This is a genomic window from Chitinophaga eiseniae, assembly GCF_900167135.1.
Lineage (GTDB): Bacteria > Bacteroidota > Bacteroidia > Chitinophagales > Chitinophagaceae > Chitinophaga > Chitinophaga eiseniae.
The window spans coordinates 1-26,215 of record NZ_FUWZ01000002.1 but is presented as its reverse complement, the minus strand read 5'-3'; the positions used below and the strand labels follow the sequence as shown (position 1 = coordinate 26,215).

The window sequence follows — 26,215 nt, the reverse complement described above, 5'->3', positions numbered from 1 at the left end:
GGGAGGTAATATTAAAAGGAATTGATAGTTATGCCGGTGGTCTCACCAACGGGACGTATGGGAGATAAAAGACGTGAAAGTCATCAAAGCGGATGCGTCCGATCATATGTCCGTATTGGTAATACTGACATTAAAATCCTGATATATCAATTGTTGTTCTGTGTTAGCCCCGTTTGTGGCCCCCAAAAAATAAAAGCGGAAACGGGACATCCTTCGTCCGGTTTTCGCTTTTAAATTATACTTATATTCGCTGACTGTTTTAGTTTTTGTTAAACCCGCCTGCGGGCGCCCAAACCATGTCTTTATATGCTTGTTACCAATAAGCACTTCATCCCGGTAATCGGGCTGGATATTCACTTCGTCATCCTTTTCGGATTTCCGATACCTTTGCCACACCCGTATATTGGTCTGGTGATAGACCCTATGGATTATGTTCCCTTCATCGGCGCCACTACCCGGATCAACCACGTGCCCAGGGGAAAGAGCGATACGAGCGGTAAACTGATATTCCTGTTCCATATCCCCATGGGAGGCCCTTTTCTCCTGGCCCCCATGATCGGCCATGATTCGGTGAATTTCTTCGGCAGTAAAAAAGTAAAAGTGGAAGGTAACCTGATGAGCCCTTCCGGACACATGCTGATGACCTGTAACGATATCGGTATCCCGCTGTCGCTGACGCCGGGCAAGAAGTTTATCCCCATTCCCAGCCTGTACCTGCCTACATCTTATTCCATCCCCTTGTCTTTCGGCAAGCCGGTAAATGTGGGAGGCCCGTTCGTGCCGGATTGGGCCGGGGTATTGCTCAACCTGATCATGTCCTTTGGCTTCGGCGCCGCCATGAAAGGACTGGGTAAACTGGGCAAAAAAGGACTTACTAAGTTCAACCATGCACTGAAGAACAAAATTGGCAGCAATAAACTAAGCAAAGCCCTGTGTAAAAAAGGATTTGAGCCGGTAGACCTGGTGCAGGGCATCGTTATCTATGACGGCATCGACTTCGAATTGCCGGGCATCATCCCGCTGAATTGGGAGCGCTCCTGGAACAGCGACAGCAGCTTTGAAGGATTGCTGGGCTACGGCCAGCACTGCCGCTACGATATGCAGGTACGGGAATTTCCGGAGGAGAATGCCGCTGTAGTGCTGCTGGAAGACGGCCGTAGCGCCGTTTTTAGCGCATTGCCCTACGCTGGCGACAACGAATACAACCGTCATGAAAAACTACTGCTAACACGGACCAGCACGGACGAATATACGTTGTTCAGCTACGAGAGCCGTCTTACCTGCACTTTCCGCAAAATACATCCGCGGCTGCCGGAGTACCGGCTGATCAGTATTGCCAATGAAGCCGGATGTATGATCGGCGTGCATTACAATGGCAATGGCAGGCTGCAACGCATCGTTGATACCGCTGGCCGTCAGCTGCTGGTCTCCACGGACCCGGCAGGCAGGATTACTGACATTACTGTGCAACACCGGCAGTCGCAGCGGCTGCTGGTGAGGTATGCCTATAACGAAACCGGCGATCTGTCTGCGATCACCGACGCACTGGGGCAGACCACCATCATGGAATACCAGGACCACCTGATGGTGAAAAAAACAGACCGCAACGGTATGTCCTTTTACTGGGAATACGATAAGCTGAAACGCTGTGTCCACACCCGGGGCGACGGTGGCGTCCTCGAAGGCCACATTGCCTACTTCCCACGGGAAGGGTATAATAAGATCACCAACGCACAGGGACATACCACCATCATGCATTATACGCCCGATTTTGTGGTCAATCGCATCACAGCGCCCATGGGCAATACTACCCTGTTGGAATATACAGACCATATGGAGCTGTACCGGGTGATCGACAGCGAAGCAAATGTTACCGGATATACATATGATGAACTGGGCAACCGCACCACGGTGGAACTGCCGGACGGCTCTTCCATCAGGGCGCGTTATGACGAAGCGGGAAGAATGCTGCAGTCTGTCAACCCCTCCGGGGACAGCCGGACCTTTATCTACCACAACGATACCGGCCTGCTGCATACGCTGACAGAGCCGGATGGACGGATACGCATTCTGCGTTACAACAAAAACGGGCTGGTATGTAAAGTGGAAGACGAAGCGGAAAATGAAACGCTGATCTCCTATGACGAAGACCATAACGTTATCGCTATGGCGCTTCCCGGTGGCGGAAAAACCACATGGGAATACGACGCATGGGGACAGTGTGTCCGGAAAAGTAATGCAGTAGGCGAGGAGCAGCACTTCTTCCGCGATATACTGGGACGCGTCACGGAGATCAGGCAGCCGGACAATGTGATCAGGCTGCAATACAACGCTTATAAAAATATCATCGCAGCGGAAGATAAACAACACCATGTACGTTATACCTACACGCCCATCGGTAATATCCGTATGCGGGAAGAACAGGGCAGCAAAGTCCATTTTCTGTACAACAATGATCAGGAGCTGACCGGCGTCGTAAATGGAAACGGCGATACCCTGCGCATACGCCGCAATGCCAACGGAGATATCATCAGTGAAACAGGATTTGATGGTATCACCCGGCATTATGAGCGGGACTCCACCGGTAAACTCTTGAAAATACACCGGCCCGGCAACAGATGGACAAAGTACGAGTATAATGCCAACAACATGGTTTCCCGCGTGGAATACAGCGACGGCACCTGGGAAGCTTTCAGCTACGACCGCAACGGCCGCCTGCTGGAAGCGTCTACTGCGGACAATCTGCTTCGGTTTGCGCGGAATACCACCGGGGCGGTCCTCAGCGAAATACAGCAGGAGCACACGGTCTCCAGTATGTACAACGCCGACGGTAAAAGAATCGCCATCCAAAGCAGCCTCGGCGCGGATATCCGGCTTCAATGGAATGCCATGGATGACCTCACAGGCATCCGGGCAGGCGACTGGGAAACGGAAATACAACACAACCTGCTGGGGATAGAAACGGTACGACAGCTGCCCGGAGCTGTCCGCAGCGAATGGACATATCATCCCGGCGCAGCCCAGGCCCAGACACCGGATGCGCATATGGTGACCAGCGGCGCAGCCATCCTCCGCAATCGCAGGTATCACTGGGAAGCCAACGCACGGCTCAAACAAATCATCAAAGGGCAGGGAGAAGGCGCGGTGAAATTTGGCCATGATGAAACAGGCAGCCTGGCCTGGGCGCAGTATGAAGACGGGCACTATGAATACCGCTCCCCGGATAAAGCCGGCAATATTTTTAAGACACCCCTCCGTAAGGACCGTCAATATGAAACCGGCGGCCGCCTGCTGGAAACGGATAAAGCCCGCCTGGTATACGATGAGGAAGGAAACCTTGTCCGGAAGGTCACAGCAGGAGCCATCTGGGAATATGCCTGGTACGGCAACGGATTGCTGAAACAAGTTACACGGCCTGATGGTAAAACTGTCAACTTCCAGTATGATGGCCTCGGCAGAAGAACGAAGAAAATCTTCAATCACCAGGTAACCCGCTTCGTATGGGACGGCCATAAACTGCTGCACGAATGGTCTTATCCCGAAAAAGAACAGCCCCGGGCGGTGATTGATGAATATGGAGAACTGAAAGCCAGTCATCCCGAACCTACGCCGGCCGAACAGCTCCACACCTGGGTATGGGAGGAGAATACTTTTCGCGTGGCAGCTAAAATAACTGCCGGCGCCGCCTGGTCTGTGATCACCGATCACCTGGGCACCCCTTGTGAGGCTTATGACAGCGCCGGACAAAAAGTATGGAGCGCCGAGCTGGACATAGACGGCAATATCAGGAAGCTGAAAGGAAGCCGGGACTTCATCCCGTTCCGCTTCCCCGGGCAGTATGAAGATGCGGAGACAGGACTGTATTATAACCGTTTTCGCTACTATGCAGCACAGGAAGGTGTTTATATCAGTCCGGACCCCATCGGTTTTGCCGGAGGCTGGAACAGCTACGCCTATGTAAAAGATACCAATTGTTACATCGATGTGTGGGGCTGGGAAGATATCTGGTTCAGGGCACTGCATCCCAATGATATGACCACCCTCGATGCGGGCGACGGCATCATCCCCAAAGATCCGGGCGCTTCGGAAACACCGATGAGCCACGTGCTCAACGGCTCCACCGATGGTTATGGCGACCAATACATCTCGCTGACAAAAGAAAGGGCCTTCGCGGAAAGGTGGGCCAGAAAAGGTGGTACAGAAGTAGCGGAAATAGATCTTGATAAACTAAATAACACTAAATTAGACCTGAGTACAGCGGAAGGCCGCCTCGACCATCTCGGCGATGTATCGCGGGCTGCTCCGGGATCAGATCTCCACAAAGCCAATAAATACGCCAAAGGCGCTAAAGAACTGTTGGTTGATGGAACGATCCCCAACGAAGCGGTTGTGCATCGTTATACTCCACCATGCGTATAAATATGAAAGAATCACTGAAAAAATACCTGGAATACCTCGATTCCGATGAAGAATTTTCCTTTAAAGTAAGGATGGAAGCGGAATGGGATGATGAAGCCTATCAGGAGTTTATCCGGCTGACGATGGCGGTCATCAATGATTACAAAGACGATCACCTGGTGCCCATTCCCGTAGCGTTGTTTTTTACGACCGGTCTTAAACAACTGACCGGCATGGTCACCAATCCGTTGTTCTTTAAAACGGCCTCCCCGGAGTATGAAACCCTCGTACGGAGACGCGTGGCAGAATTGGAAGATTTGCAGCAGCAGTTTCTCTCCGGAGAGCTGTTTGCCCGGTCATAACAGGACAGCCCCCGGACATCAGGCCCGGGGGCTATCATATAGTTCTTAGCCTCTCCTGCTCAGATCGCACAACATATCGGAATGGATATTCAGTCCGATATTAGTCATATTATACAGATGCTCGCTGGCGATCAGCCACACTACCTCACAGATCTGTGTTTCGTTGTAAAACATGGCCATACGGGAAAAAGTGTCCGGGTGTACCTTTTTATGCTGGGTCAGCTCCGTGGTATAGTCCAGCAGGGCTTTTTCCGCCGGGTTGAACAGAGAGCTGGTGCTGTACTCCGGCAGAGCGTCGAATTTGGCGCTGTCCATGGAACTGCGGATCACCTCATACCGGGCGATGTCCATACAGAACAGGCAGATATTCAGCCGGGCCACCTGCTGGCGTACCAGCATGACGGTTTCACTGCTCAGCGTCAGTTTCTTATCCAGTTTATTCACTTTGCCGTAAAACATCCCGAAGGCGGCCGGCAGCCTTACACTGTGTACTTTCAGAGGCGCCAGCACTTTACCGAACTGTTTACGGGTGAAATAATAAGCCAGTTTCATGATCAGGCTTTTAGGATGCTCTACGGGGGCGAGAAAAGTGTCCATATACATGCGTTTTATCAGGTGATAGTATGTTTTTACGTGTTATACCTATATGTCAACTGAACCTGCCGGAATAGGACACGCCGTGCAAATTTTTTTGTATCTTTCGTTAGGAATTGACTGTCCATATGTAAAATATATTTGGTAACCCCCATTAGTGTGCATGCCTGATGGAACACAATCGTACCCAGCATGAATAATAACAAAACCGTAGCACCGTTTCAAATTGAAACTGCCCGCACTGCAGCGGCTGTCGTAACCCGTTTAACCGCCGCAACAGGCGTATCCCACAAAGACAATCTCAACTGTGGAGACCAGACCCTCATGGCCAATTATGTGTATAACGACCGTTCCTATGATACGGTATACACCCTGATGGACGCCGTCGGCGTCGTCATCGAAAGCTATGAGGAAGAAGACGGCATACTGCCGACATTGTTTAACAGCCCGACCGAAGAGCCTTTCGTCTCGGTAGTACCTTACCATCCGGATAAAGAGCTGGAAATCAGTATCCCGGTTTTTAACCGGGAACAGACGGAAAAGCCCAAAGGTAACCGTCCCTTTACCGGAAACTTCATCGGCGTAGTGAAGGATACCTCCCTCTTCTACGACGTAGACCCATGGTCAGACAAAAAACCGGACAAGATGCTGGCCATCGAGTTTAAAGACGGCGCCATCAAAAAGAAAAATAATATCAAAGTGCCGCCGCCAGCCCAAAACAAAGTGTATGTGCAGGGAGAAGAGATCCACCTCCTGGCAGAAGAGGGGGAGCAGTGGATACACCGGTTGCTCAATGAAAAAGGAGAGGAACTGAGACGGCGCTATTTTTCCCTGGGAGATAAATACCCGCGGGAAATTATTCACCTTTCCTTCGATGACAGCTCCTGCCTGCTGACAGAAGAAGAAGGCAAACTGGAACTGGCTGTCGTAGACGCCGCGGGGAGCGTCACGCCAAAAGCCTTGTTTGACCTGGGAGACCCGGTCTTTAACACCTGGCCGCCGGTCTCCATCGGCCCCGGCGTATCTGCCCTGCGGTTTAATACTGAATTCGGCAACGGCTGGATGGTAATTCACAAACATCAGCTGGTAGAATTGTTTTATAGTAAAGGCGTTGATGGCTATAAAAACCTGCTGACGGGTGAACAGATCAGCATCCCGGAGAAAAAACTGATTATCTCCGGCCTGAATAAAACCCGGGAAAACGCGCTGGCCGTCATCATCTACCCCAAATCAGATAAACCAAAAGAAGGAAAAACACTCATTATTATTAATAGAACAATCACAACAGATGGAAATGGATGAACAAACATGAAGCATACCGGGAAAACCCGCATGATCTGCAATTATTAGGTTATAACTATTATCTGAAGCAAGATGCATAACAAATCAGTATTGTTAAGTTTGGTTTTTGCCCTGTGGGCCGCCGTCGCCATGGCGCAAACAAAAGCAACCGACTATCTGAATGTACCGGGACCGCTGCACCTGAACGACGCCAGTTTCCAGTTGGCCTGGTCTGCACATCCCAGCAACAACTATTACAAACAGGAATACCTGGTATCAGGGGAAAGTCTCGAGAAATTCCGCTCGCTGGTGACCATCGATTTTTTACAGGGCAATTTTGAAGTGGTGGCGCTGGTAAACCAGAAAGTGGAGGAACTGAAAAAAATGCAGGTCGCCAATCCGTTGGTGAACTACAACGTCTATGAAAAAGATCAGCAGTACATACTGGACTTCCTGATCAGCCAGAATACGGCCGACGGTAAAGCCATCGCGGTGGTGGAAAGGAATGTGTACCGCTACCAGCAAAACGCTCATCCGCAGCAGTCCGGCATCGTATTACTGGCCGCCAGCGAACGGGCCTATGGCGCTGATATTGAAGCTTTTCTTAAAAAACTGAAAACAGATAAAATGAAGCTTGTCAACGCTGTAGCGGCATATAAAATACCAGCGATCAGCGTCAAATAATATACGTTTCCCCGTCTTCTTAAAGGCATGTTAAAATTTAGTTTTACCACCTATACCGTGGCCCGGCGGCATAATAACCCGTTAGGTTATACGTTTTTCACCTAAATTTGAGACTGACAAACTTATAGCCAATAAATCATCCGGATGTTCATAAAACCTCCGGGCCTATAGAGTATGAAGAAGAATATAATTACGGCTGCAGCTTTGCTGCTGGCTTCCTGCGCTTTCGGTCAAACTAAACCGCTCATTGGTATTATCTTCAAGGGAACTGACAGTACCGGCCATCAGGCGGCTATCCGGAATACAGTGGAAGACGCTTTTCTGCGCGCCAAACGCTTTGATTTCGTGGAGCGGGATGAACTCAATGAGGTGAAAGCCCAGCCGACGGAAAACGCGCAGCTGTCGACCATGAGAGAGCTGAAGGCCCAGTACCTGCTGGTAGGGAACGTAGTGAGTGTCATGGAAGACCAGAAACAATCCAAACTGCCGGTATTTGGCAATTCCGTCACTCAGCAAACAGAAGTGATCTTTAACGTGAAAGTACTGGACGTGAATTCCGGTGAACTGGTGGCTGCCGGCAACTTCTCCAATACCGGCAAAGGAAAGAATGGCTTCAACGACGCGCTGGCCGGCACCCGTGGCCGCCTCGACAAATTCGTGAAAGAGAATTTCAGACTGATGGCTACCATCGCCTCCGTAGAAGAGAAAAACGCCTACGGCGATGCCGTAAAAGTGCTGCTGTCAGCCGGCAAGGCGGTCGACCTGCGGGAGGGCGACGAGTTCAAAGTGTACGAAGCAGTAGAAGTGAACGTAGACGGTAAAAAAATCACCCGTAAGAAAACCGTGGGAAAGATTATCGTTTCCCGGATCGAAGATGAACATTTCAGCGTTTGCACCGTAGTGGAAGGCGCCGGAGAAATCACCAAACTGGCAGGCAACGGAGCTACCCTCCGCTGCGAACTGACCGCCGAAGCACCCAGGAAATTGTTTTTCCAGAAATAGATAGCTCCTTTTTATAAAAAAGAAACCGGCTGCGCTAAGCGGCCGGTTTCTTGAATTTGCGGGGATATGAACAGTCACGTAAAATAAAAGCACTCACCGTCGGACATCTTGAAATGGCAATGGCAGCGGGCTGGTTAGATGATGAGGTGATTGCATTACTTCCTTAACTCCTCCAGCGCTATTGCCGCCACCTCTTCTGTTATTTTTGTCGGTGAATTACAATCGCAGTTGCTAAAGCCCAGCACATAAATATCTTCGCCGGGAATATATACCCCCATTGTTTTATAGCCGAAAATACTACCGCCGTGTTCTCTCACGGTGACTCCTTTGATATCTTTAAACTGCCAGCCATAGCCATAGTTGTGAGCCTCGCCATTACTGAGGGTGTACCGGGTGAAAGCTTTCTGTGTTTCTTCCGTATTCAGTAACAGGTGCTGGTTCACAGCATTTTGCCATTTTAGCAGATCGGCCGTGGTGGACATGAGTGCGCCGGCTGCATAGGCAAGGTCATAGCTGATCACCGTTTTGTTAATATAAACGGAATCTTTTTTATGATAACCGTACGCCCTGTTTTTAATGACTTGCCTGTCGCTGGCATAATAGGTTTCATGCATGCCTGCTTTATCGAGGATATTTTTCTGGATAAAGTCTTTGTAAGCCATACCGGAAACTTTAGCCACCACATATCCCAGCAGGAAATAGCCTGAGTTATTGTAGGCGTATTTTTCGCCGGGTGCGCTGTTTACCGGTTCATTTTTGAAAAAGTCGATCACCATTTCAGGGGTCATCTCCTTTTGCGCGATGGTGGGAAGGGTTTTCATCCGGAGGTAGTCCTGTATGCCGGAGGTGTGTGTCAACAGATGGTGCAGCGTGATATTACTGCCATTAGGAAAGTCGGGCAGGTATTTGGACAACGGGTCTTTAACGCTTAGTTTGCCCTGTTGTTCCAGCATGAGAATGGCGACGGCGGTAAACTGCTTGGTCATGGAGCCTATCTGGAACACATGGTCCCCGGTGAGAGGGGTGTTTAGTTCCAGGTTGGCTTTCCCCCATGCTTTCTGGTAGATGGGTTTGCCTTTCTGCGCGATCATAAAAACGCCGCCGGGGCCATTTTTGTCTTTAAAGAGGGTGGAGATAAGGCTGTCGGCACGGGCTTCGAGGCGCTGGGCGGAAATAATCCGGGTCGGGCAACAGATGGTGATCAACAGTAACAGCAATAAGGGATAGTATTGTTTGAAATGCATCATGGCTGATAAGTAGATTTTGATGTATGTCAAAAGTAGCGGAACAGGAGGTGCCAGGGATGTAAGCTGGGGTAAAAAGGGAGATATTTGGTGCGAAAGCCCGGATTTTTGTGATAAAAAAGAACGCCCCGCCGGTGATCTGGCAGGGCGTTCGCAGGTATAGGGGATAGTTACCAGGGCCTGTCGGCATAAAAATATAAGCGGGTAATATCCAGCTGGCCCGCGCCGGGCGTCAGGAAGTACGGTTGTACGATTCCCTTTTCTCCGGCAAGCGGGAAGTTCATGCCAAAGGTGGGTACTTTGCTGAAGTACTCACTGTCGCCAAAAGCCCACTGGTCTGTGGTGCCGGTCTTTGTGAAACAGATAGTGGCGCCATTCAGCGCGTTTTTGCTGTCAAAATCCGCAGTTGGCATATAGTCAGTATATATCCAGGTATTGGGCTTTGCATTTTTGGTGAGATAAGCCCGGTATTCCATACCGGTAGTGGCGTCTTGCCGGTAAAGGAAAATGTCAAAAGGTGCATCGCTGGCGGCATAGCGGATATAAAACCCCAACTTGTTGGTAGTGGGATCGGCTGCCGGTTGTTGGATCGCCAGTTCTTTGCCATCGAAATAAATAAAATTAAAAAGGGCTTTGGTGCCACTTGCGGGCAACTGCTTACTAAAAAGGACCGTCCGGGTAGCGGTGTCTGTAAGGGTAAGCGTAGCCTGCTGGTTTAACGGTGAAGTATATACGGCATTGAAGCTGACCATAGAGGCGGAGTTGATGATGAACTTGCCGTGCATGGCCGATGCATCGTATACAGTGGTGTCAATGGCTACCTGCCATGCGTGCTCGCTGCCGTTGTAACCGTTAATGACCACCTGCATGGCCTTGGTCACTTCCTGTTCTTCCTTGTTGCAGGCAGCGAAAAGCATACAGGAAAGCGCCGCCATGATGATGATATGTTGTTTTAAAGACTTCATGATTTGTTATGTTTTATAACTCCAGATTTTTAGTGAACCTTATGCTGTTGTTAGCATCGCTCTCACTAAAGATGTAGATAGTGGAAGAAGGATTAGGCGCCGATGGGGTAGGTGCGCTGGACGAAGTGGGATGCCAGCTGTATATTGTTCCCTGTGTATAATACTCATTGGTGCCGGCCTTGTAGATATAGGCCTTGAACAGCACGGCGGTATTCTGCCCGTTATACTGCTGGCCGGTGGTGGGAAACGTAGATAGTGTCACGGTTTCGCTGAACTCGTAAGGCTTTACGTTTTTAATACGGGTGATTTCCTCGAACACTTTCGGGGTGAAGTAATATTTTCCCAATACAATATCCACCGGTTCACTGTAATGGGTGAGTGTGGGCATGAACATGTAGGAGAGCTTGATTTTGCCCTCTTCTTTATCTTGTTTTTCCGGCATGTTCATCATTTGTCCGTTCATATAAAAAAAGCTGATGGTAGAAGGGCCTTCCGCTCTTTTTAACTCCTTTTCCAGTATGATTTTTCCTGTTTCCCGTCCGGCGATGGTCAGTTTTACGGCCGGCTGCCCATTGGGAAAGGTGTAGGCTTCGCTTTGGTTGAAGCTGCCGCTGTTCAGAAAATTTTTGAAGGTGAAGGTGTCCACTTTCACCGCCAGGTCTTCGCCGCTGCCGTTGTATCCTTTGATGGTGATTGGCATCATGCCGCCTTCATAAAAGAATTCGTCTTTTTTATTGCAGGCCGTCACGGCCAGTATGAAGGCGCCCGCTATCAGTGTTAATATCTTGGTGTGTTTCATTTTTCTTTTTTATAGGATCAGATATTGTTTAGAAAGAATAGGAAACAGACAGGCTGAAAGAAGTACCTACTTTACGGATAAAGGTCTCTTTGTCTCCGACACGGGTTTTTGTTTTTCCGTCTGTGGATGTTTCATATTGTCCCTCTTCGTATTTCCGGGAAAAACCTGGTTTCCATTCGTAGATGTCGCTCCATTCGGTAACCGGAATTTCAGACAGGGAAAGGCCGTTCCATTTGTCCTGGTATTTGTAGGTATCAACGCTGTTGATATAGAAGCGGTAAGGGGTATTGGTGATGTTGCTGACATTCAGCCTTACGGTTAGTTTTTTGTCTTTCAGGAAAGCATAGCTCAACTGTGCGTCCAGCTGGTCGCGGGGACGCTCATACTCCACAATGTTGGGCGTCATGCCGGCGGTGAACGTTTTATAACCCATGTGGTTGAAGGCAACGTTAGCGCCTAAACGATTACCGGCATATTGCAGCCCTATATTGTAAAGCACGGGCACCTGTCCGTACAGCGGTCTTTTCTCTTTTTGCAGTACTTTGGTGCGGTATTCGTATTGTTTGCCGTATTTGTCTTCCGACATGCTTTTTCCCTGGAAGGTGCTGGCCTGCACCTCAGAGCTTTGCAAGGTGAGATTACCGCTCAGGAAAATATTGTTCAGCCATTTTGCACCGGGGTTAATGAATCCGAGACGTTTGCGTACGTCAAATTCCCAGCCGGTAACCTTTGCCCATTCTGAGTTTTGGGTGACCACATACACCCTTCCGCTGGCATCCGGTTGTATTCGGTACAGCTCTACCGGTTTATCGAAGTATTTATAAAAGAACCCTGCGGAAAGAACTTCACCAGCTTGAGGGTACCATTCCAGGCGGAAATCGTAGTGATCAATGAGCGTGGATAACACGCCTTCATTACGGCGATAAGCCCCAATAGCAGGGTCGTAGCGTATCATACGGGAGTTTTCAATCAGGGCAGGCCTTACCACTGATTGGGCATAGGCGGCTCTGATGTTAAAGTCATTCAGCGGTGTGACGGTAAGGCTGGCGGATGGCAGATAACGCCATTTTTTTTCTTCCGAGGTGGGATCTGCAAAAGGAGAGACGATCTTTCCTGTTTCCGGATCAACATATTTAAGCTTTTCTCCCTGCTCCATCATGGTGGTGATGGCAAGATCATTAGAGCCGTTTTTCAATCTTTCGTATTGATAATATTCAGCCCTGATTCCCCATACCAGGCGCAGCCAGCTGGTAATACGGTTGTCCAGCATTCCGTACAGCGCCTGGTTGGTGTTTTTACCTTCGTAGCTGTTCCGGGAGAAAGAGGCCGGGTAATACAGGAGGTCTCTCAGCGGGTCCTTGAACTCCATGTATTTACTCCATTCCTGTACCGGTACAAATGGATAAACGTTACCGATTGTTTCTACGGTACCAATGGGCAGTACCATCCAGTCATATGCTCCCTGGCGTTCCATAAACTGGTAACCACCTTTGGCCGTTTGTTTTTGGCCCAGTAGTTTGAATTGATAGCTCAATGCCGCCTCTGCTATTTTATTGGTTTCTTCATACCGGTACTGTGCCCTGTTGAAGGTACCGTTGCCCGGGTTGGTAACACCACTGGGAACTACGTTGTAGGTGGTGCTGTTGAGTGTAGTAGTAGGGGCCAGCCAGGCTTCCACGGCATCTTTTTCCAGGTTGGTCAGTTTGTTGCGGGAAAGGCTCCAGTCAAACTTAAAAGCGCCGAAGGTATGCTCGCCGTTGATCCGGTTTTGTAACAGGTCGATAAATTTGGGCCTGTCATATTCCCGGATGGCGGGGTGCCCGTCAAAACCGATCTCGTTGCCCCAGCCTACGATACGGGAAAACTGGTTGTTAAACACGCGGGAGTAAAAATTTCGGAAGGTGATTTTATGATTTTGGGTACTCCAGCCCATGTTGAGCAACGCGCCCCATGTAGTACTAAAATTGTATTGTTTGGAAGACGTTGGGTCTAATTCTTCGCCGGTTTCTGCGTTGTAGCGCGTGGCGCCCAGTTTCTCCCAGTCTCCCCGTTCAAAATGAGAAATGTCGTCGATAGACTGTTCATTACGGTAGCTGAGAGATCCTACAAAACCCAGGCGATGGTTCTTCAGCTGATAGTTGCGCCCGAGGCTGAACTGGTAATTCTGCCCGGGGGCGGCGCGGTAAATCCGGGTGCCCATTCTCTCCAGCCCGCCTATTCTTTTATTTTGTTCGGCGATCATCGCCGGCGTGATCATGGTAACACCTGGTGTGGGGGCGGCGTTAGGGTTTTTAGGATTATAGTTTTGGTTGTTGAAGGTCAGCAACTCGTCGGGAAAATGTTCCCGGATGCCGTCGTCGAAACCCAGGTAGTCCTTATTGCCGCGGCCATAACCCAGAAATTCCTTGCCGGTGCTGCCGGAGGTGTATTTGCTGCCAACGCCGATGGTGATAAAGTTCTGATGAGGGATAGCAAAGGTGTTTACCTGTATCAGGCCGCCACCAAAGCCAAAGCTCATGTCGGGGGTGGAGGTCTTGGAAACAATTACGTTGTCGATCAGGTTGCTGGGAATAATGTCGAATTCGAAATCACGTACCTGTACATCTGTGCTGGGTAAGATGGCGCCGTCCATCATGGCGAGGTTATAGCGCTCGGCAATACCGCGTACGACTACACGGCGGTTGTCGTTGGTGCTGATACCGGAAATTCGTTTTAAAGTTTCGCCCACGTTTTTGTCGGGCAGCGCTGCAATCTGTTCCCTGCTGATGCCGTTGGAAATACCCGCTTCATTCTTCTGGCGGGTGTAAAGCGCGTTGACACTTTCTTTTTTTACGGAAGACGTCACTACCACGCCTGCCAGTGTTTTTTTCTCTCTCTTTAGGGTGATGCTTACTTCGAAAGTCTGATCGTCCTTTATGTCAATATCGGTGACCAGTTTGGAAAGATAACCAATAGAAGTTACCTCCGCCTGGTAGGTACCTTTGGGTAACGGAATGGTGAAAGAGCCGTCTTTTGCTGTGGTAGCGCCTTTGTCGCCGATGCGGACAGTAACGTCGGGCAGCGGATCGCCGTTGGCTTCGTCGATGACTTTGCCGGTAACGCGCCCCGGGCCTTTTTTAGCAGGGTCGGGAGCCGCCCTGTACGCGGGATCGGGGACCAGGAAAATCAGTTTGCCTTTGATGGTATAGGTAATAGGACTTTTGTCAAAGATCCGTGTCAGCACGGTCGTTATTGCTGCATCAGATAAAGAGAGTGTAACATTTTTGCCATAGGCCGACAGTGCATTTTCGGAATAGGAAAAGCTAAAACCTGTTTGTCGTTCAAGATCGGTGCATGCCTCCCGCAACGGTGTGTTCCTGAATTGTACGGATATCATTTTACGGGCATCCTGTCCGGAAAGCGCCGCGCTGAACATCAGCAGGCATCCAAGCAAAATGGTACGCAACGTTTTTCCGGGCAGCATTCGTCTCCAATGCCCCGTTCGGTTTTTTTTCATACTTTTAATTGTTGTTTGTGTTATGGAAATGGCCGCCATTTGGATTCCCGTCCCCGGCGGCTTCATAGCGCACATTACTTATTTCCGCTCCGCTTTTGCAGGAGCGGTTTTTTTATTTGATCAATACTTCTTTCCCTGATCTTTTCACGCTCACGCCGGCTGTTATGGCAACAATATCCAGCGCTTCGTCTACCGTTGAGTGATGGAGAATGGTGGTAATGACTCCCCGGGCAGCTTCCGGGCTGTCAAAGCGGATGTTGATGCCATAGTACCGTTCCAGCGCTGCGGCCACGGCCTTGAGCGGCTGCTGGCGGAATATCAGGACGCCGTGACGCCATGCGCCGATGCTTTCCGCATCGGGCAGCATTTGAACAGTGGCTTCGCGGGTGGCAGTGTCAAAGTGTAGCTGCTGCTGTTGGGTTAGCCGTGCCAGAACACCCGTCTGAGGCCGCGCATGGTCCATAACATTTACGATACCCTCGGCAACGGCCACCTCAATGGCTGGCTCAGTATGGCGGTAGCGGATGTTGAACGCCGTACCAACATCAATAGTGGTAAGGTTTCCGGTCTGTACGCTGAAAGGATGGGCGCCGCCATGCTTCACCACAAAGTAGGCTTCCCCTTCCAGGATGATGTTACGGTTGGTGACGCCGTAGTTCTTATTGTATTGCAGGCTGCTGACGGCATCGAGGTATACCTGCGAGCTGTCAGGCAAGGTGATTTTGGTTCTTTTGCCTGCTTCGTTATGCAGTTGCACCCATTGCTGCTCCTGAAAAGCCCGTTGCCGTAGGTGCTGTTGCCAGCGCCATCCGGTAAGGGCGATGATGCCCGTGAATACCGCGGCAACTGCCACTTTCCACCACCGGATAGTAGATATTTGTTTTACAGGTGTGGCCGGCGCAGGCTGTACCAATGCCAGGTACTGCCGGTATTTTTCATCGGCGTCGGTTTCGGGAGCATAGTTTTCATGGGAGAGCTGCTGCCAGTCATGATGCAGCCATTCCTGCAGGCTTTCCCGGTAGGCGGGATCGTGCAGGTACTGGCGGACCTCGGCCAGTTGCGTTGCTGTGCAACGGCCATGGATATATAGTTCTATAAGTGTTTGGTCAACGGGTAGTTGCCGCATACAGTCAGGTATTTAATGCTTTTACCGTTGTATATCCTTTTGCTGCGGTGTTCCCCTATGGCGTAACAATTTGTTAATACTGGCTGTAACTACAGGATCAGGGAGGCCAGATGTTGGGCGAGCTGTATGCGTAACTGTTTGAGTGTGGCGGAGATCTGGTTCTCTACTGTTTTTGGGGAGATATTTAACTGCCGGGCGATTTCCTTGTAAGTGAGGTTTTGTTCCCGGTGCAGCAGGAATATCCGGCGACGCTGTTCAGGCAGGCCGGCGAGGCTTTCCTGGTATTGACGTACCAGCTCGCCGTATAATACAGGATCATTCGTTTCGGCTGGAACCGCGGGCTCGTTGCCCGGTTCAAAAGATAAGAGGTTGTCTACTTTCTTCTGCCAGGATTTAATCACCCGGTTGCGGGCGATGGTGAACAGGTAGTTTTCGAAGGTAGCAGGACTGGTGACGGACTGCCGGCATTGCCAGACTTTGACCAGTATCTCTGTAGTAAGGTCTTCTGCGTCCGTCTCATTTTTGAGATAACGGAAAGTATAACGCAGCAGTCTTTGCCGGTAATAGTGGAATACCGCTTCAAAAGCGGCATCATCTCCCTGCAGCCAACGTTCTACCGGGCCTGAAATGTCCTCATGAGGCATGTTGTACATGGTGCTGTTGGCTGCAAAGAAAAAGAATTTGTGTTAAGGGAGTATTAAGAAACAGGGACCATACCTCCGGGAGGGCATGATCCCTGCTTCTTATTGAGCCGCAGGTACCTGGTATTGGTAGTCGAATTGCTTTACAATTTTGCCATTGATGTCTTTGATGAGTTTAAGGCGCCCAAAGGCGTCGTATTCGTAGTAAATGATCTTGCCCGATGGGTCGGTTTCGCTGGTGGTCCCGATGAGGGGATCATAGGTGTAGGTGGTGACGGCCGCATTGCCCAGACCAGTCCTCAGTTTGTTTAGTTCTGTCCTGAGTTGCTGATCGCTGGCTGGGTTGTTTAATACGTTTAGGTCTACCAGTGATGCTGCCTGTGTATAGGTGGCGCCGGTAATACGGGCCACGGGGAATTGTTGTTGATATCCCCACAAATACGATACAGGAATATCATTTTCCTTTTGGGTGGTCAGCACACTGCCGCCGGTGTTGCCGAGGGTCAGGGTATTTTCCGGCCGGTAGCGGGCATCTTTCGCAAAAGCGGATTTATTCCCTGCTGGTAATACGCCCGGCAATTGATTGGAAAATTTGAAGTTAGCGTATGGAATAGGCTGGTCAGTTTCCAGGCGGTATGTTTGTGCGGGCATACCCGGGTTGGTTAGGTGGTAATGTGTCACACTGCCGGTGGTGATTTTGCTGTTGAGCGTACTTACCTGTTCAACTGGCAGGGCAATAACATTTTTATTGACCATGCTATCAATGAAAGGAGTACCTGCGGTATAGTCCGTAGGATATGCCAGATAGGTTTTTTTCCACCCGTTACTGGTCTCCTCTGTAATGGATAATGGCTGATAATGACGGAAGTTGTTGCCGGTTTCATACGTATAACTGGTCCGGTTAACGACGGAGTCGCCCGCTGACGTATATAGTGTCTGTACCGTGCTGTCTTGTAACGCGCATCCCATAGGGGTGGGGTATTCGAGATAGACGAAGGTTTCGCCGGAAGGATCTCTGCCGCCATCGTATGCAAAATTCTGCTGGGCTGCTTTCAGCGCGTCCAATGTTCCGGCGTCGCTGGCCATGGAAGGTGTTTGATAGTACGTACGTACTTTTTTAACCATTTTGCCATTAACGTCATAGGAATACATTTCTTTCAACAGCCCCAGTTCCCAGTCCTTCAGGTAAGCAGGCGGATTAGGAAAGAGGTTCTCGGAAAACGACCGGGAATCTTTGAAGGTAGAATACTTGTATACATTTTTCCCGGTGAGCAGTATTTCTTCTACTCTTTTGTAACCGATAGGACTGCCGGAGGTATACAGCATGGCCTGATTGGGATAGTTGGTCCGGGATAGATAGGTAGCAGTATATAAAATTTTGGCAGGTTGGCCTCCCACATTAATGTCTTCCAGTTTCCTGGTATCGTAGATATGGTTGTAAACAGGAAGGCTACCCATGACCCCTGAAGAAGTAATACCATCTTCCAGTACGTATTTATAGTTGCGGGATTGTATCACGTTGGTGAAACCGTCCCTGACTTCTATTTTCTTTATTCTGCAGCCACCAGTGAGAAAACTGGGAGTCATCATGGAGTCCGGTACGATCTCCGTCCACTTTAAGTTGAAGGTAAATGGATTATCCAGCGGGTCGGTATAAGTTGAACTCCACACGATCTTGTACTGTCCGGCCGGCATGTCCAGTAAATTGTTACGAAGCAATGTCTTCCCGTTAGTGTCGTTGTAGTCGAAGGTGGCGGAGGCGTAGGTCTTGCTGTCGTCCATGCTCTTGATGTCGAAGGCAAAAGCAAAGCGTGTATCAAGACCGTGGGGGTAATCACGGAAATAAAAGCTGAATTCCATTGATCCTCCTTTTCTGTCATTGTAAAGAGAGAACACCTTGCTCCTGGTTGTTTCATATCCATTGAGGAAAGTCGTTACCGTTTTGCTCCGGTAATACCGGCGAAGGATAGTGTCGGACACGCGGTTTGGTTCATATTCAAAAGTGGTGGTCCCGCCGGTGGGATAGGTGATCTTATTGAGCAATCCTGCCAGTGCGGAGGCAGAATCTACCGCCCGGTTGCCGTTCCGTAATGAGTTCTCCGGTGGTGCGCCGGTTCCGATGTCGGCAAAGATATATCTCTCAAAGTCTTCCAGCTTTGGGATCAGGGTAACATTGCTCTTGCCGTTGTTATATCCCCAGTGGTCCTGGCTATAGGATAACCTGGCGGGCAAGCCTGCATTATAGGTAAAAAGGTAGGGCGGTTTACGCTGATTGCCGGCAAATTCCTGTACGCCGGTAAGGGTAAGCCTGCTTCCTACTGAATAATCATAACTCAACTTCATCCCCCTGAGATTTTTAGTATCGTAAATGATACTGTCCAGCTGGCTGTCTCCCGGCAGGTCGGTTCTGGCATTTCCGTACACGAACCGGATATCCCTGTTGCCAGGTAGAATGATCCGGGAAATCCGCTTACCAGCAATATCAACGCTGCTGGTCGATGTGCGGGAGTTCTCAGGCGGATAGCCTCCGGAAATGTTAAATCGCAGACGATATTCCCGGGTTTCGGAGATGCCTGTTGTATATTCCGAACGATATGGCTCATATTCGTAAAGAATACTCAGACCTGGTACCGGCAGGATTATTTTAGAAAGGTGCCAGGTAGAGGCATAGGTGACGGTTCCTGCATAGGTGTAGCTGTTGATGCTAAACTCTTTCACATCAAAAACATATTTTACACCGTCGGTATTGGTGATGATAAAGCCGTCTATGGGACTATTGATTTCGGGGCCGCTGCTCTGGAGAAACTCGATCTTCACACCTGACCGCGTGGCCAGCATAATCTGGTTGACATTGTTCTTCCGTTTTCCTATGTAGAATTTTCCGGAGATGCCATTAAAGTTAAAAGTAAATATATCCGGCTCGCAGTCCTCCCGGCCAAAAGAGTATTTCTCCAGCATCTGTTTGGTACCATCAAACGGAGGCGCATACATAAAACCAAAGCCAAGGTGATCGTCCGGAAGACCTACCACACTCCGGCTAACAGACCCTCCTGCCCCTAATGCCCAGCCAATGCCAACATTACCCGGCATTTCGTCTACCTTGATACCACCGGAATGGTAACCCAGGTCGATCACCATCTGATAATTCAGACGGGGGATAGCGTAGGTAAAAACCGGTATGCTGATATTGGGCACTCCGGTATAATAACCTACCGGCACCAATGCGAATTTGTCCATGGCCGCGGCAGCGGGCGAAGGTGCAATTACATTGAAAGGGGAATTCCCATTGGGGTCCTGCCCCTGTACCGTCGAAGGGGAAAGGAAAACAACATATAACAGGATTAGCGAGATGAAGAGTTGCCTAAAAGACTCGTTCAGATAATTCTCCATAAAAAACAGTATAAGGATATTTTACATGTATTTTTTGGCATTCCCGGGGTGTTTCTTTGGGTAACATTGGTCAGAAACACCAGTACTGGACTTATAACATGAAAATTTTAGTTGACTATGTAATATACTGTTTCTTTCCCTGTTATGGTAAATTTTATGTTTCAGGATAATGTTGTGTATGGTTGGCCTGTTTCATTCTCCACTGCATACAAAAAGAGGAATAGTCAGCAACTATTCCTCCTGGAAGGCCTGGAGTATGATCGAAAGGATTGTCGGTATATTTAACTACGCTTATCCTTAAAGTATTTCCGGATTTTGTAACTCAGGCTCATAATCACACAGGCGGGGCATACCCCGAACCTGAAAAAAGTAAGTAATGCCTTTTTATACCAGGGCAGATTTACAGGGACGATAGGGCAACTGGCGCCATCACCCTCATATTCCCTGATGCCCCATATATTGATGCTCTCCTTCATGGCAACTGGTTTTAGTCCGGATTAACCCAGGAAATGGTACAGGCATAAACCAATCAGCGTGACAGAAACGAGGCATAAAATAATTTTTGTTTGTTTTTTCATGGTGATAAATATTAATAGTTGACAAATGAGTGAATGCATTTGTACTATTAATACCTGTTTTCAGGAATGATCACCCTGCAAAAGAAAAATAGTTGTACGGTCTGATTACCATATAAGGTCCACCAGGCTTTCAGTGCCGCTCAGGTTCAGCGTGGTGATGTTGCAATAGAGGCACGAGAAGGTGGTTAGCTTCTTCAGGCCCCGGATGTCTGCGGAGGAAAGCAGGTTGTGATCTGCCTCGAAAATGGTCAGTTGCGGAAATTCCGTGAGATGGAGATTTCCGGTTATCCGGTTTTTTCTGATACGCAGTGATTCCAGTTTGGGGCAACCACTGATCTTAAGATCGGAGATAGTATTTTCTGATAGGTTGATCACTTTTAGTTCCGGATAGTTATTGATCTCCATTTTGGTCAACTGGTTATAGTCCAGGCTTAGCTCTGTCAGCTTTTTAAATGCGCTGATATCGATATCGGTCAGCCTGTTTCCGGTCATGGATAAGTGTTCGAGATTCGTGCAGCCTTTAATATTCAGGCTTTCGATATCGCTTCCCACCAGGTATAAGCGTTTAAGGCTTATCATCCCCTGCAGGTCCACCTGCCTGATCCTGTTTTTATAGGTGCCGAATTCCTCCAGGTTGCTGAAACTTTTTAGTCCTTCCATGGATGAAAATGGTGTGTCTTCCAGGTACAGGATGGTCACTTTTTTTGCTTCCGACAACTGTATCTCCCCGTCGTTGTTGGTATCTATTTTTTTTCTGATCAGCGCTTCCTTGAAATGGGGGTCGGGGAAATGGACCACCTGGGCTTCGGCGCAGGAAAGGCCGAGCGATAACAAAACGCAGCCAAACAAGAATTTATATAACATGGGGAGAGTTTTAAAGCTTAACATTTACAGTCTGACCTTCTGATGTAATTTCCACGAAATCCTTTACCAGGTCATTGGTTTCGTAAAACAACTTAAAGTCTTCGTATATGGGCCGGCTATAGGAGGTGATCGCCTGGCCGAACACATTATAGCCGGTATAGGTGGCCGTACCGACCTCTTTCAGCATTTGTTTCATTTTTCCCTGACGCACCATCGTTTGCAGGTAGTATTTCCCGGGTTTTAAATTCCGGAATTCAAACGTACCGTCTTTGTCGGAAGCTTTTGTAACGACCCGGTAGGAGTAGGCTTGCGGTGACATCATGGCCAACGTTTTTCCTTTTTTATTCTTTTTCTGTAAGGTGTACCATTCATCGAAATAGGGGGTACAGGGGAACAACGTGACCACAATACCGAGATAAGTGTTGTCGGGATTTCTCTGTTTCTTTTTGACAACACCATGCAAAGTGGCAGTACCGTTATTCAGCATCTCACCTGCCTGCTGACTGTTGAACGTTGCAGCAGGGAAGACGGGTACGGGTTCCTGTGCGTGGAGAAGAACGACCGACCAGAGCAGGCTGCAGGCCGACAGGATAAAAAATTTATTTCTCATGACATCGGATTTCCAGATAAAAGTACTCATTATCGGAGGTGCTACAACTAGCTGAAAACAGCTATTTTCGTTGATCCGGAATTTTCTGTTTTTAGTTTAAAAATAACAATCGCATCATGGAGGCTTCGAATCATACCTATGATCCTCAAAACCCTGCTTTATACTGGAAAGAGGTATACAGTAACCCTGAAAAGCTGGTGGGCTTTAGGTTTGCTAATCGTACTGCCACGACCAGGTTTGTGTGGATAGAGCCAGCGGCATATTCGCTGGAACTTGAACCGGATACGGAGTACAAGTTATTTACGCACGAGAAGCAGTTTACTATTGAGTATGATTCAGATCATCAGTTTACGCTATGGCTGGATGATTCATTTGGGTTTATATTGTATAAAAGGGTAATAAAAGATGAATCAGAAGATTGGGTGCTGGATATTGACCTGTCAGATAATCAATTTCCTCCAGGGCCGCAGACCTGAGGCAGGTGTTAAAAACAATTGCATCTTGAGCTACATATGACAGTTAAAAGTCATAATTAACGCATCGATCATAAAAACAAAAAAGGCGCTCAATTATGAGCGCCTTTTCGTTTGAGTCTATCGACTCCCTTTTTGCGGGGTGGAGGGGACAAGTTTCGAACCTGTTTTTAGATGATTTATCTAAAATTCAAACCTTTATTGATTAAATAAAATAATTCCCCTTTAGGGTGTAGCCTGCACTTATAGCAGCAAGCGTTTTAAGAGCATTTTTTTCCAGTGTGACTTTGGACACAAATGGCATTAGGTCCCTTCTTATAACGATGACCTTGCGTTAAGATATTATCGGCTACCAGCAGTTGCGACGCTACGGTGCACAGACAGACCACAAATTTCTACCGGAAGCCTTGCGGAGAAGCGGAACTTGCGGTCACAACGCGCAACCATGGGCATTGGCTCCTGAATAAAATCAGGCCGCCGGCAGGAAAGGCTATCTTCCAGCCCACCGCGGCCAGCCCGGGAGGGGGCCTTGGCTTGGTTAAAAGTCATCAAAAAATATATGGCGGATAGCACAAGGCCGCTCAAGCGTGCTCGACCTTGTGAGCTCTGTTTTCACGTCGGTATCGTTTTTTGTATCAATTTTTGTGAATATGGGTAAGTCACCGACTAATTCTGATCCTTAAAAGAGGCCTTGTTGCCTATTTTTCCTGTCAGTTTTCAGGTTTTCACCTTGCTGTGGGTTCCAAAAACGGGCTATCATTATAAGTTTTTCCTGAAATGGGACTTATATTATTTTATTCGATATTCCTGCCGGTTATCTGTTTTTTCTCCAGATGCAGGCCTTTTATACAAGGTTGGGGTATCAGTTTTTCCAATAAGTGGGCACAACTTATCTATATTTTGTTTCGACTATCAGTTTTTCCTATGAAAACGGCCTTTTTATTCGGGGTATCACTATCCGTTTCTCTTCAGAAAAGGATATATCCTATCAGATTTTCCCGCCAATTATTCGTTTTTTCTCAAAAAATGTGCTTTCTATGCAGGGTTGACTCAATAATCATAGCATCGATTATCTATTTTTCTCCAATATTTGTCTTTTTTATCAATTTTTCCAATACTTTATCTGTCTTACATGAAATAGGTCATTTATTATCTGTTTTTCCCAAGATCACTTATGAGTCGGGAAGACTACCAATATAAAATTATTAACATATGCAGCCTAGAGCAGTCGGCGGTCAGTGGCTGAAGGATCGTTTCAATTTGGTGAATTATACCATGACACATGCCTCTTATATTTCAGGAGGTACCGATGTACGTGTGACATCCAAAGGAAACATTGAGCGTGATTTCGTGGCAAAGTATGATGTCGGAGATCCGACAAATCCGCTAGAGCACATGGAATTCTATCTGAAGTATGATGATTTCAGTTTAGATTTTATCCAGGCAGTATTAAAGCGGATTCCGGAGGAAGAAATACTGGAATTTATTGAGTTTTCTCCGGCCGGAGAACTACCCCGTAAAATCGGATACTTGTATGAATGGCTTACTGGGCGTACGCTTGCTGTGACCAAACAAATCGGGGGTAATTATATAGACCTCCTCGATACAGAGAAGTATGTGACAGGCGACATCAAAAAAAATGCCCGTTGGAGGATCAATGACAATCTGCTTGGCGGCTCAATGTATTGCCCTGTTGTGCGGAAGACACCCGAATTAAAAGAGTTACTTAAAGAGGACTTATCCTTAAAAATAGCAGAACTAAAGAAGAGTTTTCCCGATGATATATTTACTAGGGCCATAAACTATTTATATACTAAGGAAACCAGGTCTTCCTATGAAATAGAAAAGGAGAAGCCCTCTGCCGACCGCACGCAGAAATTTGTGACTTTGCTGAAGCAGGCTGGTGCAGAGAGTGATATAGATATGCTATCCGAGGAGAGATTAGTACAATTACAAAATGCTATCGTCGATTCACGGTTCGGGGTAAAATCCTTCCGGGATTTCCAAGATTATGTCGGCGAGTCTATTTCTTTGGGAGAAGAGTACATTCACTATATCTGTCCACCGCCTTCAATGGTGACTGGCGTAATGGAAGGTCTAAAAAAAGTCGCATTAAAAACTCAAAGCGTTCCGGCGGAGGTACGTTGTGGTATTTTATCATTTGGCTTCGTCTTTATCCATCCGTTTGATGATGGCAATGGGCGGATACACCGTTTTTTGATCCATGACTTACTAACCCAGGGAAAAATTGTACCTGCCGGTATCATCATACCAGTATCGGCACACATGCTCAATCATAAGAAAGAATATGATACTACGCTGGAAAAATACTCCACGCGCTTAATGAACAGGATTAAATATTCAAGAGATGGGCATGGAGAACTGACGATAACAAACGAAGCAGATATTGAAGGCTATTTCAGGTACCCTGATTTGACAGATCAATGCTTATATCTTGTAAGGGCGATTCATGAGACGATAGAGGAAGAAATGCCTGAAGAATTGACTTTTATTCTACGATTTGATGAGGCGAAGAAAGCGATACAAGAAATTGTTGATATGCCTGACAAGATGATTACACAAATGCTCAAATATCTCCACCAGAATAAAGGGGTGCTGGCAAAAAAAAGGCGGGCTGAATTTTCAAAGCTGACTGATGAAGAAATTGAGTTCATGCAGGAAGCCTATAAAATAATATATTTCCCGGATGAAACTGACAACAGTCCTGAGTAAACAATCGGGACAGACAAACAATCATTTATGCTTAATAGAATGAGTAAACTCACCTGATTAATCGGAGATTGTTGGATGGTCAATGAGCACAAGTATGACAGCCAGAGAGACTGTGGTCACAGCCTGGAATATGGCTATCAGAACTAGATCAGTGGCTCCAAATATGGTTTCTCACTCAGACAGAGGTGTGCAGTATGCCAGTCATGAATTCAGAGATCTGCTAAAAGGTAAGCCTGTACGACAGAGTATGAGTAGAAAGGGTAATTATTGGGATAATGCCGTAATGGAGAATTTCTTCAAGATCCTTAAATCAGAAATAGGGTACCATAGTGGTAATGGATCGTAATATGGAATAGTTTAGCGTTCTTATCTCGTAAGCGTTTAGGGATTTTAAATAGTATTTCTTTGAGAAATTCAGACTGAGTACCCTTGATCATAGCCACTATTGAGCCTTTACGCCCTTTAGCCAGCTTGTTGGTGACGATTGTATACAATTCCCCGCTGGAAAAGGCCGTTTCGTCTATACTTAATGCGGGGCCAATGTTTTGTTCAAAAAGCATCCACCGGGTAGCATGTTCTTTCTGCTCCCAACTGGAAAAATCACTTAAATGATGTTTGTATTGTTGACCGAGCTGTTTTCCGTCAACTCCGTAGATATGGCCAAGCTGAACGGGGCTGATAGGGTGATTATCTAAGTAATCCTTTTAAAAAATAACCGAATTCCAGTGTCATTCGCGTCCCTTTTTTTACTATTTCCCAATCTCTTGTTACTGTTTCTCCGGTAGCTACAACCTCCCACCGGCGGCGTTTTACATATAAAGTAACCTTCTTTCTGCGGATAGGAAAATCCTGGACTGCAACGGGAGGAAGGAAGTCCTTGGCGTGAAGTTTTTTATGCTGATGCTCAGCGGGAACAATATTCTTTTCTTCTAAATAAATACTAATCTCAGTCTCATTTTGAGAAGCATCAGTTAT

The 26,215-nt window shown here is 47.9% G+C and carries 20 protein-coding genes; 8 read left to right on the top strand and 12 right to left on the bottom strand.

What is annotated here, in order from left to right; translation table 11 throughout:
* Positions 1-306 precede the first annotated feature (306 nt).
* Positions 307-4,419, top strand: coding sequence for an RHS repeat-associated core domain-containing protein (locus B5D63_RS09680; protein WP_078668624.1), 4,113 nt, complete (start codon positions 307-309; stop codon positions 4,417-4,419).
* Complete coding sequence (locus tag B5D63_RS09675; protein ID WP_159455967.1) at positions 4,410-4,760, top strand: hypothetical protein; 351 nt, start codon at positions 4,410-4,412, stop codon at positions 4,758-4,760. The genes B5D63_RS09680 and B5D63_RS09675 overlap by 10 nt, the downstream gene beginning before the upstream one ends.
* Before the next feature lie 45 nt (positions 4,761-4,805).
* Here B5D63_RS09675 and B5D63_RS09670 read toward each other — a convergent pair whose 3' ends face one another.
* On the bottom strand, positions 4,806-5,357 hold the full coding sequence (locus B5D63_RS09670; RefSeq protein ID WP_078670258.1) for a carboxymuconolactone decarboxylase family protein: 552 nt from the start codon (positions 5,355-5,357) through the stop codon (positions 4,806-4,808).
* Between the two features lie 189 nt (positions 5,358-5,546).
* Between B5D63_RS09670 and B5D63_RS09665 the strand changes: the two genes are divergently transcribed.
* The 3 genes from B5D63_RS09665 to B5D63_RS09655 all read left to right on the top strand — a co-directional run bounded on the left by B5D63_RS09665 (position 5,547) and on the right by B5D63_RS09655 (position 8,321).
* Positions 5,547-6,656 (top strand): hypothetical protein, encoded by a 1,110-nt coding sequence (locus B5D63_RS09665; protein WP_078668622.1) that lies wholly within the window; start codon positions 5,547-5,549, stop codon positions 6,654-6,656.
* 72 nt (positions 6,657-6,728) lie between these two features.
* Positions 6,729-7,319, top strand: a complete 591-nt coding sequence (locus B5D63_RS09660) for a hypothetical protein (protein WP_078668621.1) — start codon at positions 6,729-6,731, stop codon at positions 7,317-7,319.
* Between the two features lie 174 nt (positions 7,320-7,493).
* Positions 7,494-8,321: a hypothetical protein gene (locus B5D63_RS09655; protein ID WP_078668620.1), complete on the top strand. Its 828-nt coding sequence runs from the start codon at positions 7,494-7,496 to the stop codon at positions 8,319-8,321.
* A 155-nt stretch (positions 8,322-8,476) separates the two neighbouring features.
* Here B5D63_RS09655 and B5D63_RS09650 read toward each other — a convergent pair whose 3' ends face one another.
* From B5D63_RS09650 to B5D63_RS09605, 10 genes are all read right to left on the bottom strand, one after another.
* Complete coding sequence (locus B5D63_RS09650) at positions 8,477-9,568, bottom strand: serine hydrolase domain-containing protein (protein ID WP_200816977.1); 1,092 nt, start codon at positions 9,566-9,568, stop codon at positions 8,477-8,479.
* 167 nt (positions 9,569-9,735) lie between these two features.
* Positions 9,736-10,530: a hypothetical protein gene (locus B5D63_RS09645; RefSeq protein WP_078668619.1), complete on the bottom strand. Its 795-nt coding sequence runs from the start codon at positions 10,528-10,530 to the stop codon at positions 9,736-9,738.
* A 13-nt stretch (positions 10,531-10,543) separates the two neighbouring features.
* On the bottom strand, positions 10,544-11,329 hold the full coding sequence (locus tag B5D63_RS09640) for a hypothetical protein (RefSeq protein WP_078668618.1): 786 nt from the start codon (positions 11,327-11,329) through the stop codon (positions 10,544-10,546).
* Between the two features lie 28 nt (positions 11,330-11,357).
* Positions 11,358-14,825 carry a TonB-dependent receptor domain-containing protein gene (locus B5D63_RS09635; protein WP_200816976.1) on the bottom strand — a complete coding sequence of 1,156 codons (3,468 nt, stop codon included), beginning with the start codon at positions 14,823-14,825 and terminating at the stop codon, positions 11,358-11,360.
* A 112-nt stretch (positions 14,826-14,937) separates the two neighbouring features.
* Positions 14,938-15,951 carry a FecR family protein gene (locus B5D63_RS09630; RefSeq protein ID WP_078668616.1) on the bottom strand — a complete coding sequence of 338 codons (1,014 nt, stop codon included), beginning with the start codon at positions 15,949-15,951 and terminating at the stop codon, positions 14,938-14,940.
* 89 nt (positions 15,952-16,040) lie between these two features.
* The gene (locus tag B5D63_RS09625) at positions 16,041-16,595 is read right to left on the bottom strand and encodes an RNA polymerase sigma-70 factor (protein ID WP_159455966.1); all 555 of its coding nucleotides are present in this window, start codon (positions 16,593-16,595) and stop codon (positions 16,041-16,043) included.
* Between the two features lie 99 nt (positions 16,596-16,694).
* Positions 16,695-19,982, bottom strand: a complete 3,288-nt coding sequence (locus tag B5D63_RS09620; RefSeq protein ID WP_078668614.1) for an RHS repeat domain-containing protein — start codon at positions 19,980-19,982, stop codon at positions 16,695-16,697.
* A gap of 281 nt (positions 19,983-20,263) precedes the next feature.
* The gene (locus B5D63_RS09615; RefSeq protein WP_078668613.1) at positions 20,264-20,458 is read right to left on the bottom strand and encodes a hypothetical protein; all 195 of its coding nucleotides are present in this window, start codon (positions 20,456-20,458) and stop codon (positions 20,264-20,266) included.
* A 207-nt stretch (positions 20,459-20,665) separates the two neighbouring features.
* Complete coding sequence (locus tag B5D63_RS09610) at positions 20,666-21,424, bottom strand: leucine-rich repeat domain-containing protein (RefSeq protein ID WP_078668612.1); 759 nt, start codon at positions 21,422-21,424, stop codon at positions 20,666-20,668.
* 10 nt (positions 21,425-21,434) lie between these two features.
* Positions 21,435-22,034 carry a SpaA isopeptide-forming pilin-related protein gene (locus B5D63_RS09605; RefSeq protein ID WP_143312859.1) on the bottom strand — a complete coding sequence of 200 codons (600 nt, stop codon included), beginning with the start codon at positions 22,032-22,034 and terminating at the stop codon, positions 21,435-21,437.
* A 116-nt stretch (positions 22,035-22,150) separates the two neighbouring features.
* On the opposite strand from B5D63_RS09605, the gene B5D63_RS09600 reads away from it, so the two are divergent.
* The 3 genes from B5D63_RS09600 to B5D63_RS35705 all read left to right on the top strand — a co-directional run bounded on the left by B5D63_RS09600 (position 22,151) and on the right by B5D63_RS35705 (position 25,586).
* The gene (locus B5D63_RS09600) at positions 22,151-22,510 is read left to right on the top strand and encodes a hypothetical protein (protein ID WP_078668610.1); all 360 of its coding nucleotides are present in this window, start codon (positions 22,151-22,153) and stop codon (positions 22,508-22,510) included.
* Positions 22,511-23,719: 1,209 nt separating this feature from the next.
* Positions 23,720-25,240, top strand: a complete 1,521-nt coding sequence (locus B5D63_RS09595) for a Fic family protein (RefSeq protein WP_078668609.1) — start codon at positions 23,720-23,722, stop codon at positions 25,238-25,240.
* Positions 25,241-25,307: 67 nt separating this feature from the next.
* Positions 25,308-25,586, top strand: a complete 279-nt coding sequence (locus B5D63_RS35705; RefSeq protein ID WP_394333850.1) for a transposase — start codon at positions 25,308-25,310, stop codon at positions 25,584-25,586.
* Between the two features lie 341 nt (positions 25,587-25,927).
* On the opposite strand, the gene B5D63_RS09585 is transcribed toward B5D63_RS35705, so the two are convergent.
* On the bottom strand, positions 25,928-26,215 hold a 288-nt coding region (locus B5D63_RS09585), incomplete at its 5' end, for an ISAon1 family transposase N-terminal region protein (RefSeq protein ID WP_143312858.1).